The following is a 15,057-nucleotide window of genomic DNA, read 5'->3' on the forward strand; positions in this document are numbered from 1 at the left end:
AGCGTCACCATTGCTGGCCATCCTCAAAATTCGCGCCTAGACAGGCCATGCCGATGGATCGTCGTCGCGGGCGACGCGTTCATGCGCGGCAAACGCCCGACACGGGGGGAACCCGGGCAGCGCTTTCGTGCGCCCGTACGCCCTCCGGTCACGTCCTGTCTGGAAGGCCTGATGACGAAAAAGACCGCGCTGATCACCGGCATCACGGGCCAGGACGGCTCCTATCTCGCTGAATTCCTGCTTGAAAAAGGCTACATCGTTCACGGCATCAAGCGCCGATCGTCGATGTTCAACACCGACCGCGTCGACCACATCTACCAGGACCTGCACGACGCCGACGTGCGCTTCCAGATGCATTTCGGCGATCTGACCGACACCTCCAACCTGGTGCGCATCATCCAGGAAGTGCAGCCGGACGAGATCTACAATCTCGGCGCCCAGAGCCATGTGGCGGTCAGCTTCGAGACGCCGGAATACACCGCCGACGTGGACGCCCTGGGCACCCTGCGGCTGCTGGAGGCGATCCGCCTGCTGGGGCTGGAGAAGAAGACCAAATTCTACCAGGCCTCGACGTCGGAGCTGTACGGCCTGGTGCAGGAGCCGATCCAGTCCGAGACGACGCCCTTCTATCCGCGCAGCCCCTACGCGGTCTCCAAGATGTTCGCCTACTGGATGTGCGTGAACTACCGCGAGGCCTACGGAATCTTCGCCTGCAACGGCATCCTGTTCAATCACGAGAGCGAGCGGCGCGGCGAGACCTTCGTCACCCGCAAGATCACGCGCGGCCTCGGCGAGATCGCCCAAGGCCTGAGCGACTGCCTGTACCTCGGCAACATGGACGCCCTGCGCGACTGGGGTCACGCCAGGGACTACGTCCGCATGCAGTGGATGATGCTGCAGCAGGACACGCCGGACGACTACGTGATCGCCACCGGCAAGCAGTACAGCGTGCGCCAGTTCGTCGAGGTCTCGGCCGCCCGCATCGGCGTGACCCTGCGCTGGGAAGGCAAGGGCGTGGAGGAGGTCGGCATCGTCGAGGCGATCGACCAGGCCCACGCCGTGACCCGCTGCCCGGCGATCTCGGAAGGCCAGGTCATCGTCCGCGTCGATCCGCGCTACTTCCGTCCGACCGAGGTCGAGACCCTGCTGGGCGATCCGTCCAAGGCCAAGGCCAAGCTGGGCTGGGTGCCGGAGATCACCTTCGAGGAGATGGTCGACGAGATGATGGAGGCCGACCTGCTGGCCGCCCGCAAGGCGCTGCTGCTCAAGAACGCGGACTGGGGCTGACCGTCTTGGATCCCTTCGTCCGCCTGGACCAGACCACCGTCCGCCGCGAGGACAACCGCGGCTGGCTGGAAGTGCTCTACGAGAGCGACGCCATGGTGCTGAAACGCTCCTTCTCGAAGGCTGGCGTGTTCCGCGGCCTGCACGTGCAGCGCGCGCCCTCGGCCCAGACCAAGGTCATTCGCGTGGTCGAGGGCTCGATCGTCGACGTGCTGGTCTCGATCGAAGACCCGTCGCGTGAACTGAAGACCGCGACCCTGACCCCCGCCGACGGCTGGGTGCGCATCGACTCGCAGTACGCCCACGGCTTCTACGCCCTGCAAGACACTGTCTTTGAATATGTTTGCGACGGCGGCTACGATGAGGCCTCGGAGGAGGCGTATTCGATTGCGGATCGCCTGCCGGCGCTGCTGGGGGTCGAGACCGTGATCCTGTCGGACAAGGACCGTGCGGCCCCGCCGCTGACGGCGGCCGGAGCAGAGTGATGACCAAGCTTTCCCTGATCACCGCCAGCTACAACAGCGCGCGCACCATCGCCGACACCCTGCGATCGGTGAACGCCCAGACGTATCCGGACCTCGAATATCTGGTCGTCGACGGCGGCTCGAAGGACGAGACGATGGAGATCGTGGCGCGCGAGGGCGAGCGCGTGACCTCGGCCGTGTCGGAGCCCGACAAGGGCATCTACGACGCCTATAACAAGGGCCTGTCGCGGGCGACCGGCGACGTCATCGGCTTCATCAACTCGGACGACTACTACTGCACGCCGGACGCCCTGGCCGAGGTCATGGCGGCCTTCGACGCGGACCCCGAGCTGGAGGCCGTGCACGGCGATCTGGTCTATGTCGACCCGGTCGACACCTCGAAGATCGAGCGCCACTGGAAGGGGCGGCCGTCGACGGTCGAGAACCTGCGTCGCGGCTTCATCCCGGCCCACCCGACCCTGTTCCTGCGCCGCAGCGCCTACGACAGGATCGGCCAGTTCGACACCACCTACCGGCTCGCGGCAGACTACGACTTCATGCTGCGGGCCTTCTACGTGCACCGGATCAAGTCGCTGTACATCCCCAGCATCTGGGTGCGCATGCGCTCGGGCGGCGCGACCGGCGGCACCACCGCCAGCATCATCAAACAGAACGACGAGATCCGCGCCTCCCAGGCGGCGCACGGCCTGAACTATCCGAAGGCCCTGTTCTTCGCCCACAAGGTGCTGGACCGCTCGGTGCAGCGCGCCCGCGCGCCGTTCGTGAAGGCGCCCGATATCGCCGGAAACGGCAAATGATCGACGGCAAGCGCGTCCTGGCGATCGTTCCGGCGCGGAAGGGCTCCAAGGGCCTGCCGCTGAAGAACATCCGGCCGCTGGCGGGCAAGCCCCTGCTGGCCTGGCCGATCGCGGCCGCGCGCGCTTCGGCCCACGTCGACCGGGTGATCATCTCGACCGACGACCAGGGCTTCGCCGATCTGGCGGTGGAGCACGGCGCCGACGCCCCCTTCCTGCGTCCGGCCGAACTGGCCAGCGACACCGCCCCGTCCATCGGCTTCATCCTGCATGCGGTCGAGACCCTGGCCGAGGCGGGCGACGTCTATGACTACGTCGTCCTGCTGGAACCGACGTCGCCCCTGACCGAGGGCTCGGACGTCGACGCGGCGCTGGAGCAGCTGGTCGCCGGCGACGCGGACGCCATCGTCGGCGTATCGAAGCTTGAGGCCACCCACCCCGCCTTCGCCGTGCGCAAGGCGGACGACGGCGGCATCACCCCCTACGCCGCCGCCAGCTTCGGCGAGATGCCGCGCCGGCAGGACATCGAGCCGCTGTTCGTGCTGGACGGCACCCTCTACGCCTCCACCGTCGCGGCGCTGAAGCGCGAGCGCGGCTTCTGCCACGCGCGGACGCTCGGCTACGAAACGGCGCGCCACAAGGCGCACGAGGTCGACGATCTGGTCGACTTCATCTGCATCGAGGCGATAGCCTCGAACCTTGACACCATCCTGAGTGAAGACCGGGCCTCCCCGACCGGTACGGAATGACCATGCGCAAATGCACCCGATGCCTGACCCCCGAGACGGTCGACACCATCACCTACGATGCTGAGGGCGTCTGCTCGGTCTGCCGGCAGGTCGAGTTCAAGCAGGACAAGATCGACTGGGCCGACCGCCAGCGCCAGCTCGACGCCATCGTGGCCGAGCACAAGGGCAAGGGCCTGTACGACTGCATCGTCCCCTATTCGGGCGGCAAGGACTCGGTCTTCCAGCTCTACTACATCATCAAGGTGCTGAAGCTTAAGCCGCTGGTGGTCCGCTATAACCACTGGGGCTACCGGCCCAAGGTCGACGAGCTGAACACCTCGGTGTTCAAGCAGCTGGGCTGCGACGTGGTCGAGTTCACGCCCAATTTCCACGTCGTGCGCGAGCTGATGCTGGAGAGCTTCAAGCGCCGCGGCGACTTCTGCTGGCACTGCCACACCGGCATCTATTCCGGCGTCATGCACATGGCAGTGCGCTTCGAGGTGCCGCTGCTGTTCTGGGGCGAGAGCACGGCCGAGTACCACAGCTGGTACACCTTCGAGGAGATGGAGGAGGTCGACGAGAAGCGCTTCAACCGGCTGATGAACCAGGGGATCACCGCCGACGACATGTTCGAATTCCTGCAGGGGCGCGTGGAGCGCCGCGACCTGTGGATGTTCGACTATCCGAAGCGCAAGGACCTGATCAAACTGAAGGTCCAGTCGATCTGCCTCGGCAACTACATCGAGTGGGACACCAAGGCGAACGTGGCCCTGATCGAGAAGGAACTGGGCTGGAAAGGCCAGGAGGTCGAGGGCGTGCCGCCCGAGTACGACTACGAGAAGATCGAGTGCACCTTCCAGGGCATGCGCGACTATTCGAAATACGTGAAGCGCGGCTACGGCCGGGCCAACCACCTGCTGTCGATCGACATCCGCAACGGCCGCAAGACGCGTGAAGAGGCGCTGGAGATCGAAGCCCAGTACGACGGCAAGCGCCCGGCCTCGATGGACTGGTTCCTGGAGCAGATCCAGATGACCGAGGACGAGTTCTACAAATACCTGGAGCCGCACCAGGTCCATCCGTGGAAGTTCGACCGCAAGAACCTGGAGACGGGGCCGGTCCTGCCTGACTTCGACAAATGGGACCGCACCGACCTGAGCCACATTCCCGTGGGCCCGCCGAAGACGCCGGCGGAATAGGGGAGCGCGCCCGATGACCATCGCCATCATCGACTACGGCATGGGCAACGTCCGTTCACTGATGAACGCGTTCGAGTACATCGGCGAGGACGCGACCGTGACCGCCGATTTCGACGAGCTTGAGGAGGCGGATCGCCTCGTCCTGCCGGGCGTCGGCGCCTTCGGCGACGCCATGATCGCCATCGACGACAAGGGCCTGCGCCCGGTGCTGAACCGACTGGCGCTGGAGGTGAAGAAGCCGGTGCTGGGCGTCTGCCTGGGCATGCAGCTGTTCGCGAAGAAGAGCTTCGAACACGGCGAGCACGAGGGCCTCGGCTGGATCGACGCCGAGATCCGTCCGATGCAGGTGCAGCGCCCGGCCAAGGTGCCGCACGTCGGCTGGAACGCGGTCGAGTTCGCCCCCGACGAATGGCTGTTCAAGGGCCTGCCGTCGGGCGAGAGCGACTACTATTTCGTCCACTCCTTCCACATGGCCTGCAAGGACGCGGCGGACGTCGCCGGGACCTGCGACCACGGCGGTCCGTTCACGGCGGCGGTGCGGCGCGGCAACCTGGTCGCGACCCAGTTCCATCCGGAGAAGAGCCAGGACAACGGACTGCAGCTGCTGCAGAACTGGCTGGCGCACGACTTCTGATGCTCAAGAAACGGATCATCCCGAAATTCCTGATCCGCGGCGGCCGTCTGGTGAAGATGCGCCGGTTCGTCGACGACCAGCGCGAGGCGGGCAACCCCGTCTCGACGGCCAAGGTCTATGACTCCTACGGCGTGGACGAGCTGATCTTCGTCGATATCGACGCCTCGGCCGAGGGCCGGACGGTGACCGGCAATATCATCGAGCGGGTGGCCGAGGAGGTCTTCGTGCCCCTGACCGCCGGCGGCGGCGTGCGCACGCTGGGCCAGATCGAGGCCCTGCTGAAGAGCGGCGCCGACAAGGTCAGCATCAACTCCGCCGCCATCGACGACCCCGACTTCATCACCCAGGCGGCCAACCGTTTCGGCGACCAGTGCATCGTCGTCTCCGTCGACTACAAGGCCGACGAGTTCGGGCGGAAGAAGGTGTTCGGCCACGGCGGCTCGCGCCAGACCGCCCACGATCCCGTAGAGTTCGCCCAGCGCATGCAGGACCTGCACGCCGGCGAAATCCTGATGACCTCGATCGACCGGGATGGGACGATGAGCGGCTATGATCTGGAGCTGATCTCGGAGCTGTCGAACAAGCTGTCGATCCCGCTGATCGCCTCCTCGGGCGCGGGCTCGCTGGCCGATTGCAAGGCGGCGCTGGACGCGGGCGCCTCGGCCATCACCATCTCGTCGATGTTCATCTTCACCGACCACAGCCCGATCAAGGTGCGCACCTATCTGGCCACCAACGGGGTCAACGTCCGCAACCAGAAGGGCAGCCGGTCATGAGCGGCCTGCTGTCGCTGCGTCCTTCGGACGTGTTCGCCGATCCGGCGGGCAGCGCCATGGTCGTGGTCGACAGCATCGTGCGCAACGTCACTGCCGAGGGCTGGTTCTACGGCCAGTTCGCGGCCGCCCTGGCGCTGGGCCTGGCCATCGACCTGATCCGCCGCCGCGAGCTGGGCCCGCGCTATCTGAGCAAGGGCGTGCGGCTGGACCTGGTGTACAGCCTGATGGAGCTCACCCATGTGGTGACCTACACCATCATGCTGCCGGCCGGCCTGGCGCTGACGCATGCGCTGCAGACCTGGGCGCCGTGGCTTGAGATCCGCGTCCTGTCCAGCCTGCCGCAGTGGAGCCAGCTGCTGATCCTGTTCGTGGTCACCGACCTGTGGGTCTACTGGTGGCACCGGTTGCAGCACGAGAGCCGCATCGTCTGGCAGTTCCACAAGACGCACCATTCGCAGCTGCATCTGAACGTCATGACGACCTTCCGGGCGACGGTGCTGGACCGCCTGCTGGCCATGGTCTCGCTGGCGATCCCGGCGGCGATCATGGACGTCCACATCGCCATGCCCGTGGCCATCGCCGCCCTGCTGCAGTTCCACCAGCTGGTCATCCATTCGGACAGCGGCTGGTCGTGGGGGCCGCTGGACCGGATCTTCGTCTCGCCCTCGTTCCACGAGGTGCACCACTCCTCGCTGGAGCCGCACCTGGACAAGAACTACGGCGGCGTCCTGTCGATCTGGGACCACATGTTCGGGACCTACGTCGCCCGCGGCGACCGCGAACTGGTCTACGGCCTGGTTGGCGAGCGCCTGCCCGAGGCGTGGTTCAAGCAACAGTTCGTGCCGCTGGTCGGCCTGTGGCGCCTGTTCCGCCCGGCCATCGCCGCGCCGCCGGTCGCCGACGCCGTGCCAGGGGAGACCCCCGCATGAGCCGCATCCGCTCCAGCCTCGACGCCCGTGGCCTGGCCGCCTACGCCGCCAACCAGTGCAACCACATGTTCCCGGACCGCGAACCGGTGGCCCACGACGACCTGGCCCCGGTCGTCCACGTCGCGCTGGAGCGGCTGGAGCACTGCTTCAGCCACGTCGACAACAAGTATTTCTTCGACGGCGAGCACGTCGTGTTCAACCACCTGCACGGCGACCAGTACGCCATGTGGCTGTACCTGCTGTCGAACGAGCTGTTCCGCCAGGGCGGGTCGGCCTCGACCTGTTCCAAGCTGTTCCTGCTGAACAAGGCGCTGCACGGCGTCGACGCCTTCTACGAGGTCGAACTGCCGTCCGTGTTCCTGCTCGTGCACCCGTTGGGGACGGTGCTGGGGCGGGGGAACTACAGCGACTTCTTCGTCGCCTACCAGCGCTGCGGCGTGGGCTCGAACAACGACGTCTACCCGACGTTCGGTAAGCACGTGACGCTGCGGCCCGGCAGCGCCGTGCTGGGCGCCTGCACCATCGGCGAGGTCTGCCAGATCGCGACGGAGTCGCTGGTGCTGGACCGCGATCTGCCGGACCACACGCTCTACATCGGCGCCCCCAAGACCGCGACGCTGAAGCGCCAGGACAAGCCCTACCCGCTCTGGCGGGTTTGAGGACCCTCCCCCCATGACCAGCCAACCCATCATCCCGACCAACGAGGAAGCCGACTTCGCGGAACTGCGCGCGCGTCTGCACCGGGCCATCCCGGGCGGGGCGCACACCTATTCGCGCGGCGACGACCAGTTCCCCTCGATCGCCCCGCCCGTGCTCAGCAAGGGCAAGGGCGCCTATGTCTGGGACACCCACGGCAACCGCTATCTCGACTACGGCATGGCCCTGCGCGCGGTGACCATCGGCTATGCCGACGAGCGCGTGAACGCCGCCGCCATCCGCCAGATCGAGAATGGCGTGAACCTGACCCGCGCCACCGAGATCGAGCTGGAGGCCGCCGAGCTGATCTGCGACCTGCTGCCCTGCGCCGAGATGGTCAAGTTCGGCAAGAACGGCTCGAACGTCACCACCGCGGCGGTGAAGATCGCCCGGGCGTACACCGGCCGCCGCTACGTCTGCGTGCCGCGCCAGCATCCCTTCTTCTCGTTCGACGACTGGTTCATCGGCGTCACCGCCATCAAGCGCGGCACGCTGGAGGATCACGCGGCGACCACCCTGGTGTTCGACTACAACGACATCGGCTCGCTGAAGGCGCTGTTCGACGCCCACCCGGGCGAGATCGCTGCGGTGATGCTGGAGCCCTCGACCCACATCTGGCCGAACGACGCCGACGGCCGCCCCGGTCAGCCGCCGGAGCCGGGCACGGACCCGGCGCACCACATCGGCGGCTTCCTGCATCAGGTGCGCGACTTGGCGCACGCCAACGGCGCCCTGTTCATCCTCGATGAGATGATCACCGGCTTCCGCTGGAACCTGCGCGGGGCGCAGGCGACGTTCGGGATCGAGGCGGACCTGGCCACCTACGGCAAGGCCATGGCCAACGGCTTCTCGCTGGCGGCCGTGGTCGGCAAGCGCGAGTACATGCAGGTCGGCTCGATCGACACGCCGGGGATGGAGCGGACCTTCCTGCTGTCCTCGACCCACGGCGCGGAAATGCCCGCCCTGGGCGCCTTCGTCGAGGCGACGCGGATCAACGCCGCCGAGGACGTGCCGGGCCACCTGTGGGCCTATGGCGCGGCGCTGAAGTCTGCCTTCGCCGAGATCGCCACGCGGCACGGGCTTCAGGACCACGTCTTCATGGAAGGCCCGGCCATCGCCCTGAACTACGTCACCCGTGACGCCTCGGGGGCGCCGTCGCTGCCAATGCGCACCTTGTTCGCCCAGGAGATGCTGAAGCGCGGGGTGATGATGCCCTGGCTGGCGATCTCGCAGGCCCACCGGGAGACCGAACTGGCGATAACGATGGACGCCTTCGACGGCGCGCTGGGCGTCTACAAACAGGCGCTGGAGAACGGCGTCGACAGCCAACTGAACGGGCCGGCGATCAAGCCGGTCTTCCGGACGCACAACTGATGACCTTCGGTACCACCCGACTGGACGGACAGGTGGCCCTGGTCACCGGCGGCGCGGGCATCCTCGGCCGCGTCTTCTGCCGCGCCCTGGTCGAGGCGGGCGCGAAGGTCGCCGTGGTCGATCTGCTGGAGGACGCCGCCAGGGACGCCGCTTCCGAACACGGCGAGGCGGCCGCAGGCTTCGGCTGCGACGTGTCCGATCCGGCCTCGGTGAAGGCCGCCGTCGCCGCCGTCATGGCGCGCTTCGGGCGGATCGACGTGCTGGTCAACAACGCCGCCACCAAGACCGCCGACGTGCGCGCCTTCTTCGAACCGTTCGAAACCTACAAGCTCGACACCTGGCGCGAGGTCATGGGCGTCAACGTCGACGGCATGTTCCTGATGGCCCAGGCCGTCGGCGCCGAGATGCTGAAGGCCGGTTCGGGCCGCATCGTCCAGACCGCCTCCATCTACGGCCTGGTCGGGCCGGACGACCGCATCTACGAAGGCTCGGAATACCTCGGCGGGCCGATCAATACGCCGGCGGTCTATTCCGCCTCCAAGGCGGCGGTGGTCGGGCTGACGAAGTGGCTGGCGACGCACTGGGCCGACAAGGGCATCCGGGTGAACTGCCTCGTCCCCGGCGGCGTCTCCAGCGGCCAGAACGGCGTGTTCGAACAGAACTACTCCTCGCGCACGCCGATGGGCCGCATGGCCCAGGCGGAGGAGATGGCGCCGCCGCTGCTGTTCCTCGCCAGCGAGGCCTCGTCCTATGTCACCGGCCAGGTGCTGGCCGTCGACGGCGGATGGACCGCCTGGTGAGCGAGGCCAGCCAGACGGGCCAGGGGGTTCGCGACCTCTATCTGGTCGTCGTCAAGCTGGTCGACGTGGCCACGCGCGCCGGCTTCGTCCTGACCGCGACCTTCGGCCTGGCCATCGGTCAGGCGGGCCAGTTCGGCCTGATCGCCACCCTGGTCGGCCTGTTCGCCTTCGCCTTCAATTTCGAGCGCCACATCGACATCCAGCGCCGCTCGGCCGGCGAGGACCATGCGGTGTTCGACCGCTACGTCGTCCAGGCGCTGAAATTCTTCGCCTTCAACTGGACCTTCATGGTCCCGCTGTTCGTCGTCGCCGTCGCCCTGTGGGCCCAGCCGGGCTGGATGATCCTGGGCCTCGCAGTGATCGTCGTGGTCGCCGAACACCTGTCGAACCAGGCCTATCAGTACGCCCTGATCAACCACCGCTACTATCCGATGCTGGTTGTGGTGGCGGCCAAGAACAGCCTGCTGGCGGCGGTGGTCCTGTACCGCGCCCTGTTCGCCCGCGACGGCTTCGACCTGACCTTCGTCATGCAGCTTTGGGCCGTCGGCGCGGTGCTGTGCACCATCGGCCTGGCCATCATGTTCGCGCGGCTGAACGCATCGGCCGCGAGGACCGAGCCGTTCCGCTTCGGCGTCGACATCATCGGCCAGCACAAGGCCTCGCTGACCCATTTCCTGATCGGCCTGATCGCCATCCTGATCCTGCAGTTCGACCGGCTGGCGGTCGGCGGGCTGATGACCTTCGAAGAGACCGGCCTCTATTTCCGCCATACCCTGCTCGTCGCCTTCGCCTACCAGGCCTTCAACATCGCCTCGTTCAACCGCATCACCCCGGCCATCTTCACCGAGGCGAAGACGCAGGACATTCCGCACCTGCGCCGCCGTGTGCTGCGCGAATATCTGAAGACCGTCGTCGGCGTGCCCCTGCTCCTGTTCGCCGCCTGGGGCGTCGACGCGCTGACGCACGGCGTGTGGTCCGAGCGGTTCCATCTCAGCCTGGTGCTGATGGGCCTGCTGCTGCTCGGCTTTGTGGTCCGGGCCGCCGCAGACTTCCACGCCCTGATCCTGAACGCGCGCCATGACGAGCGGCACATCCTGACCGCCCAGGGCGCCGCCTTCGTCGTCGGCGCCGCCTTGCTGGTTCTCCTGACATGGCGGTTCGGGGTATACGGCGCCGCTTGCGCCACCATCGCCACCTCCGCCCTGTACCTGGTGCTGGTCAGCCGGGCGGTCCGAAGACTCGAACCATGACCTCAGCCCTCATCTACGCCATCCACCGCACCCAGGACTGGTGGCGCCACGTCGGCCGGAACCTGGGCTTCGACCAGGTGACAGTGCTGACGGACCGGCGCGGCGACGGCGACGTCTGGATCACGGACGAGTTCTACCGCGGCTTCCGCGCCCACCTGAAGGCCGGGGACCGGTCGTCGGCCCTGCTCACCGCGGAAGAGGTCGTCGACGTGGTCGCCCGCTGCCGCGTGCTGCGCTGGCAGTCGCAGCGCCGGGCCGCCGCCATGGTGCTGGCCATGGCCGACGCCCTGGACGCGCGGCTGGAGGCGATCAAGCCGGATACGGTGATCAGCTTCCCGATCGACAACTACAACCAGGACGTCCTCGCCCGCCTCGCCCGCAAGCGCGGCCTGCCGTATTTCGAGGTCACGGCCAGCGCCCTGCCCGACATGTGCATGCTGATGCACCGGGGCCGACTGATCACCTCCGACACCCCGGCCCCGCCACTGGTGGTCGAGGCCAAGATCCACGAGATCGCCGATCCCCTGTTCACCCCGGCCTACGTCCAGGGTCAGGCCGCCTATACGCGCGGCCGCTTCCTGCGCACGCTCGGCTATTTCCGCATCCGCGCCCTGTTCTTCCAGCTGTACGCCTGGTGGCGGCGCGACCCGCTGAACACCCACTACCTCGACGCCCAGCCCAGCCTCGGACACAAGGCGCGGTGGCGCGACGCGCGCATCACCGACATGGTCGAGGCGGACTGGGAGGCCAGGGTCGACGCCTTCCCGAAGGAGCGCCGGGTGCTCTACGGCCTGCAGCTCTTTCCCGAGGCGGCCATCGACTACTGGGTCGAGGACCTCGATCTGGTCCGTCATGAGGACATGCTGGTCGAGGCCGCGCGGCATCTGACCGCCGCCGGCTACCAGATCGTGGTCAAGGATCACCCGCTGCAGTTCGGCTTCCGCCAGACCGCTCTGCTGGACCGGCTGAAGGCGTTCCCGAACGTCGTCATCGTGCCCTATGAGGTCAGCGGCAACGCCCTGCTGGCGCGCTGCGGCGTGAACCTGACGGCGACCGGCACCCTGGGTCTGCAGGCGGGCCTGCTGGGCAATGTCTCGGTCACCTGCGGCGCCTATTACGTCACCGCCGACGATTTCGTCGTGCTGGAGAACCAGGCCGACGTCGAACGTCTGCCGGCGGCGCTGGCGACGCTGACGCGGCCGTTCTCGCTGCACGACCGGCAGGCGCGGATCATCGCCAATCTGTTGCGCGGCAGTTTCGACGCCGACTTCTTCTCGTTCCGCGACTTCGATCCGAAGGCGCCCAACCCCGCCGCGGCCGAGCTGGGCCGCCGCCTGGGCGAACGCATCCGGGCCCTGGGGCCGCAGGGCGAGAACTGGCACGCGCGCCACATGCCGCCCGGCGCCGGCCGCCACCCCGGTTCGCCGCTGAACTGACGGAGCCCCGATGACCCGCCGGACCTTCACCGCCGCCGACCAGCTCGACTTCGCCGCCCTGTCCGGCGACTTCAATCCGCTGCACGTCGACCCGGTGCACGCCCGGCGGCTGATGTTCGGCGCCCCGGCGGTGCACGGGGTGCACACCCTGCTGTGGTGCCTGGACCAGTGGGCCGCGCAGACCGAAGGCCCCTTCAGCCTGCGTTCGTTGAAAGCTACGTTCGCCCGCCCCCTGCGCGTCGACCAGGCCGTCGAGATGACGGTCCGCAAGGACGACGGCGGCAAGGTCCGGCTGCTGGCGACTTCGGGCGCCGACACCATCGCCCGCATCGACTTCCAGTGGGAGGCGTCCGCTCCCGCGACTACCGCCGTCAAGGCCGCGTCGTTCGCCGCCGCCGCGCCGGTGGAGCACCACGCCTACGACGGGCTGGAAGGGACGCTGCCGTTGGCTCTCGACCCGCCCCTCGCCGCCCGTTTGCTGCCCCGTCTGGCTGCGCGACTGGCGCCGGAACAGGTCGCCGCCGTCCTGGCCACGACCCGCCTGGTCGGCATGGAAAGCCCGGGCCTGCACTCGGTGTTCTCGGAGCTGGACCTCACCTTCACCGGCGCAGGCGCAGATCCCATCGCGTGGAGCGTCACCCAGGCGGACACCCGCTTCGGCCTGGTGGTGATGGAGCTCCGCTCGCCATCGCTGGAGGGCGAGGTCCGCGCCTTCATCCGGCCCGCGCCGCGCAAACAGCTGTCGTTCGCCGCAGCCCGCGGCCTGGTCCCGGTCGACGCCTTCGCCGGACAGCGGGCCGTGGTCGTCGGCGGTTCGCGCGGTCTCGGCGAGGTGGCGGTCAAACTGCTGGCCGCCGGCGGGGCCGAGGTGATGGCCACCTACCATCAGGGCGCGGCGGACGCGCAGTCTCTGGTGAACGAGATTTCGGCGGGCGGCGGTGCGGCCGCCAGCGCCTCCCTGAACGTGCTGGACCCCGGCGCGGCCGGCGATGATCTGGCGGGCTGGGCGCCGACCCACCTCTACTATTTCGCCACACCCTTCATCGCGACCGGCCCGCGCGGCGGCTTCCTGCAGTCGCTGTTCGAGACCTTCAGCGCCTATTACGTCTCGGGCTTCACGGGGACGGTGAACCGGTTCGACGGCCCGCAGCTGAAAGGCGTCTTCTCGCCCTCCAGCGTCTTCGTCGAGGACGCGCCCGACACCCTGATCGAATACGCCACCGCCAAGGCCGCGGGCGAATACGTCGCCGACCTGCTGCAGAAGCGCCGCCCCGAACTGCGCGTCAGCCGGCCCCGTCTGCCGAAGATGGACACCGACCAGACCGCCACCCTGGGCGAGGGCCAGGACGCCGATCCGGCGCCGGTCATCCTGCGGGAACTGCTGGATTTCGCGCGTCCATGAGCCCGCGCCCGAAGCCCCGTTTGCTTGACCTCTCCGTGGCGCCCCCGCTACTGATCAGGGGATTTCGTCACGCGGGCCGGGGCCGTCCGGAACGAGCTTCCGGGCTCGTCGTTGCGGATCGGACCACGGCTTGAGGATCCGAAGCATGGCCGCCTCCGGCTATCTGACCGTCGAACCGGAACAGGGCGTTCAGCCCGTATCGGCGCTCGGCTGGACGCCGGCCCTCGTCGATTACGAAGGCCACGCCGCCTATGGCGACCTGATCGCCCGCGCGCCGCTGAAGGCCCGGCTGGAAGCGGTGTCGATCTTCAGCGTCAGCATGGCCAAGCTGCTGTTCAAGCGGCTGATCAAATACGAGTTCATCCCCTACGACACCCGCACCGATAAATCGGCCGGGGGTCGCGTCCGCTTCGCCGGCGCCGCCCTGCGCAACGTGTTCCGCGGCGACGCCCGCGCGCGCAGCCTGTCGCCCGAGACCGAAGCCGGTCGGATGGCCGACCACGGCATCCACGTGGTGACCATGCCGGTGGACCGGTTCGCGGCGCTGGATGACGCCGCCCGCCCCGAGTTCGACCGTCTGGCCGCCCGTCGCGGCAAGTCCAACGGCCAGCGCCAGTTCGAGGAATCCCGCGGTCAGGCCAGCCGCGCCGAACAACGCGACCTGTTCGACGCCATCGAAACCACCCTGCGCGAAGCGGGCGTGTTCGCCGTCGCCTCGGCCTACCTCGGCCGGACGGCCGCGCTGATCGACGTCAATCCGCAGATCAACGACACCACCGACACCTTCTGGCGCGACATCTTCCCCGACGCCGAGCTGAAGACCCTGCCGCCGACCGCCTACTGCCATCGCGACGCCTCGGGCGGCGATCTGAAGGCGATCATCTACATGACCGACGTCGGCGATCGCACCGGCCCGTTCAGCTATGTGGTCGGGTCCAACCGGATGAAGATCAACCGCCTCGACGACCTGATCTGCGAGGCCAACGACTCCAACGGCCTGGCCGGCACCGACGCGCAGTCGCGCGCGCGCTTCGCCGCCCTGCCGAAGAAACTTCGCCAGAAGGGCGCCTTCGGCAACGACCTGCGCCCGGACTCGCCCCTGGGCCGCGAGATCGGCCAGGGTCTGTGGGCGGTGAAGGCCGGCAAGGGCTCCATCGTCCTGTTCGACACCAAGGGCATCCATCGCGGCGGCATGGTCGAGGACGGCGAACGTCGGGTAATCACCTGCGTGATCGGATGAGGGCGCCCCCGCGCCTGATCCGGCGCCCGG

General features: G+C 67.8%; 15 protein-coding genes. All 15 read left to right on the plus strand.

Features of this window, described 5'->3' with window-relative positions; all coding sequences use genetic code 11:
- Positions 1-171: 171 nt before the first annotated feature.
- The 15 genes from gmd to GGR12_RS14910 all read left to right on the plus strand — a co-directional run bounded on the left by gmd (position 172) and on the right by GGR12_RS14910 (position 15,027).
- Positions 172-1,287, plus strand: a complete 1,116-nt coding sequence (gene gmd / locus GGR12_RS14840) for a GDP-mannose 4,6-dehydratase (protein WP_183205284.1) — start codon at positions 172-174, stop codon at positions 1,285-1,287.
- A 5-nt stretch (positions 1,288-1,292) separates the two neighbouring features.
- On the plus strand, positions 1,293-1,769 hold the full coding sequence (locus GGR12_RS14845) for a dTDP-4-dehydrorhamnose 3,5-epimerase family protein (RefSeq protein ID WP_183205285.1): 477 nt from the start codon (positions 1,293-1,295) through the stop codon (positions 1,767-1,769).
- On the plus strand, positions 1,769-2,566 hold the full coding sequence (locus GGR12_RS14850; RefSeq protein ID WP_183205287.1) for a glycosyltransferase family 2 protein: 798 nt from the start codon (positions 1,769-1,771) through the stop codon (positions 2,564-2,566). The genes GGR12_RS14845 and GGR12_RS14850 overlap by 1 nt, the downstream gene beginning before the upstream one ends.
- Positions 2,563-3,312: an acylneuraminate cytidylyltransferase family protein gene (locus tag GGR12_RS14855; protein WP_183205289.1), complete on the plus strand. Its 750-nt coding sequence runs from the start codon at positions 2,563-2,565 to the stop codon at positions 3,310-3,312. The genes GGR12_RS14850 and GGR12_RS14855 overlap by 4 nt, the downstream gene beginning before the upstream one ends.
- A gap of 2 nt (positions 3,313-3,314) precedes the next feature.
- On the plus strand, positions 3,315-4,490 hold the full coding sequence (locus tag GGR12_RS14860; protein ID WP_183205298.1) for an N-acetyl sugar amidotransferase: 1,176 nt from the start codon (positions 3,315-3,317) through the stop codon (positions 4,488-4,490).
- 13 nt (positions 4,491-4,503) lie between these two features.
- Positions 4,504-5,124 carry an imidazole glycerol phosphate synthase subunit HisH gene (gene hisH, locus GGR12_RS14865; protein WP_183205300.1) on the plus strand — a complete coding sequence of 207 codons (621 nt, stop codon included), beginning with the start codon at positions 4,504-4,506 and terminating at the stop codon, positions 5,122-5,124.
- Entirely contained in the window at positions 5,124-5,900 is a 777-nt protein-coding gene (gene hisF, locus GGR12_RS14870; protein WP_183205302.1) for an imidazole glycerol phosphate synthase subunit HisF, read from the plus strand. Before hisH ends, hisF begins: the two co-directional genes overlap by 1 nt.
- Positions 5,897-6,829 (plus strand): sterol desaturase family protein, encoded by a 933-nt coding sequence (locus tag GGR12_RS14875; protein ID WP_183205303.1) that lies wholly within the window; start codon positions 5,897-5,899, stop codon positions 6,827-6,829. The genes hisF and GGR12_RS14875 overlap by 4 nt, the downstream gene beginning before the upstream one ends.
- The gene (locus GGR12_RS14880) at positions 6,826-7,488 is read left to right on the plus strand and encodes an LbetaH domain-containing protein (RefSeq protein ID WP_183205305.1); all 663 of its coding nucleotides are present in this window, start codon (positions 6,826-6,828) and stop codon (positions 7,486-7,488) included. Before GGR12_RS14875 ends, GGR12_RS14880 begins: the two co-directional genes overlap by 4 nt.
- A 13-nt stretch (positions 7,489-7,501) precedes the next feature.
- Entirely contained in the window at positions 7,502-8,899 is a 1,398-nt protein-coding gene (locus GGR12_RS14885) for a glutamate-1-semialdehyde 2,1-aminomutase (protein WP_183205308.1), read from the plus strand.
- Positions 8,899-9,699 carry an SDR family oxidoreductase gene (locus GGR12_RS14890; protein WP_183205309.1) on the plus strand — a complete coding sequence of 267 codons (801 nt, stop codon included), beginning with the start codon at positions 8,899-8,901 and terminating at the stop codon, positions 9,697-9,699. The genes GGR12_RS14885 and GGR12_RS14890 overlap by 1 nt, the downstream gene beginning before the upstream one ends.
- Positions 9,696-10,949, plus strand: a complete 1,254-nt coding sequence (locus GGR12_RS14895) for a lipopolysaccharide biosynthesis protein (protein ID WP_183205310.1) — start codon at positions 9,696-9,698, stop codon at positions 10,947-10,949. The genes GGR12_RS14890 and GGR12_RS14895 overlap by 4 nt, the downstream gene beginning before the upstream one ends.
- Positions 10,946-12,385, plus strand: a complete 1,440-nt coding sequence (locus GGR12_RS14900; RefSeq protein WP_183205311.1) for a capsular polysaccharide export protein, LipB/KpsS family — start codon at positions 10,946-10,948, stop codon at positions 12,383-12,385. Before GGR12_RS14895 ends, GGR12_RS14900 begins: the two co-directional genes overlap by 4 nt.
- A gap of 10 nt (positions 12,386-12,395) precedes the next feature.
- Positions 12,396-13,787: a MaoC/PaaZ C-terminal domain-containing protein gene (locus GGR12_RS14905; protein WP_183205312.1), complete on the plus strand. Its 1,392-nt coding sequence runs from the start codon at positions 12,396-12,398 to the stop codon at positions 13,785-13,787.
- 145 nt (positions 13,788-13,932) lie between these two features.
- Positions 13,933-15,027, plus strand: coding sequence for a hypothetical protein (locus GGR12_RS14910; RefSeq protein WP_183205313.1), 1,095 nt, complete (start codon positions 13,933-13,935; stop codon positions 15,025-15,027).
- The last annotated feature ends 30 nt before the right edge of the window (positions 15,028-15,057 follow it).

This window comes from Brevundimonas lenta (assembly GCF_014196335.1).
GTDB classification, from domain to species: Bacteria; Pseudomonadota; Alphaproteobacteria; order Caulobacterales; family Caulobacteraceae; genus Brevundimonas; species Brevundimonas lenta.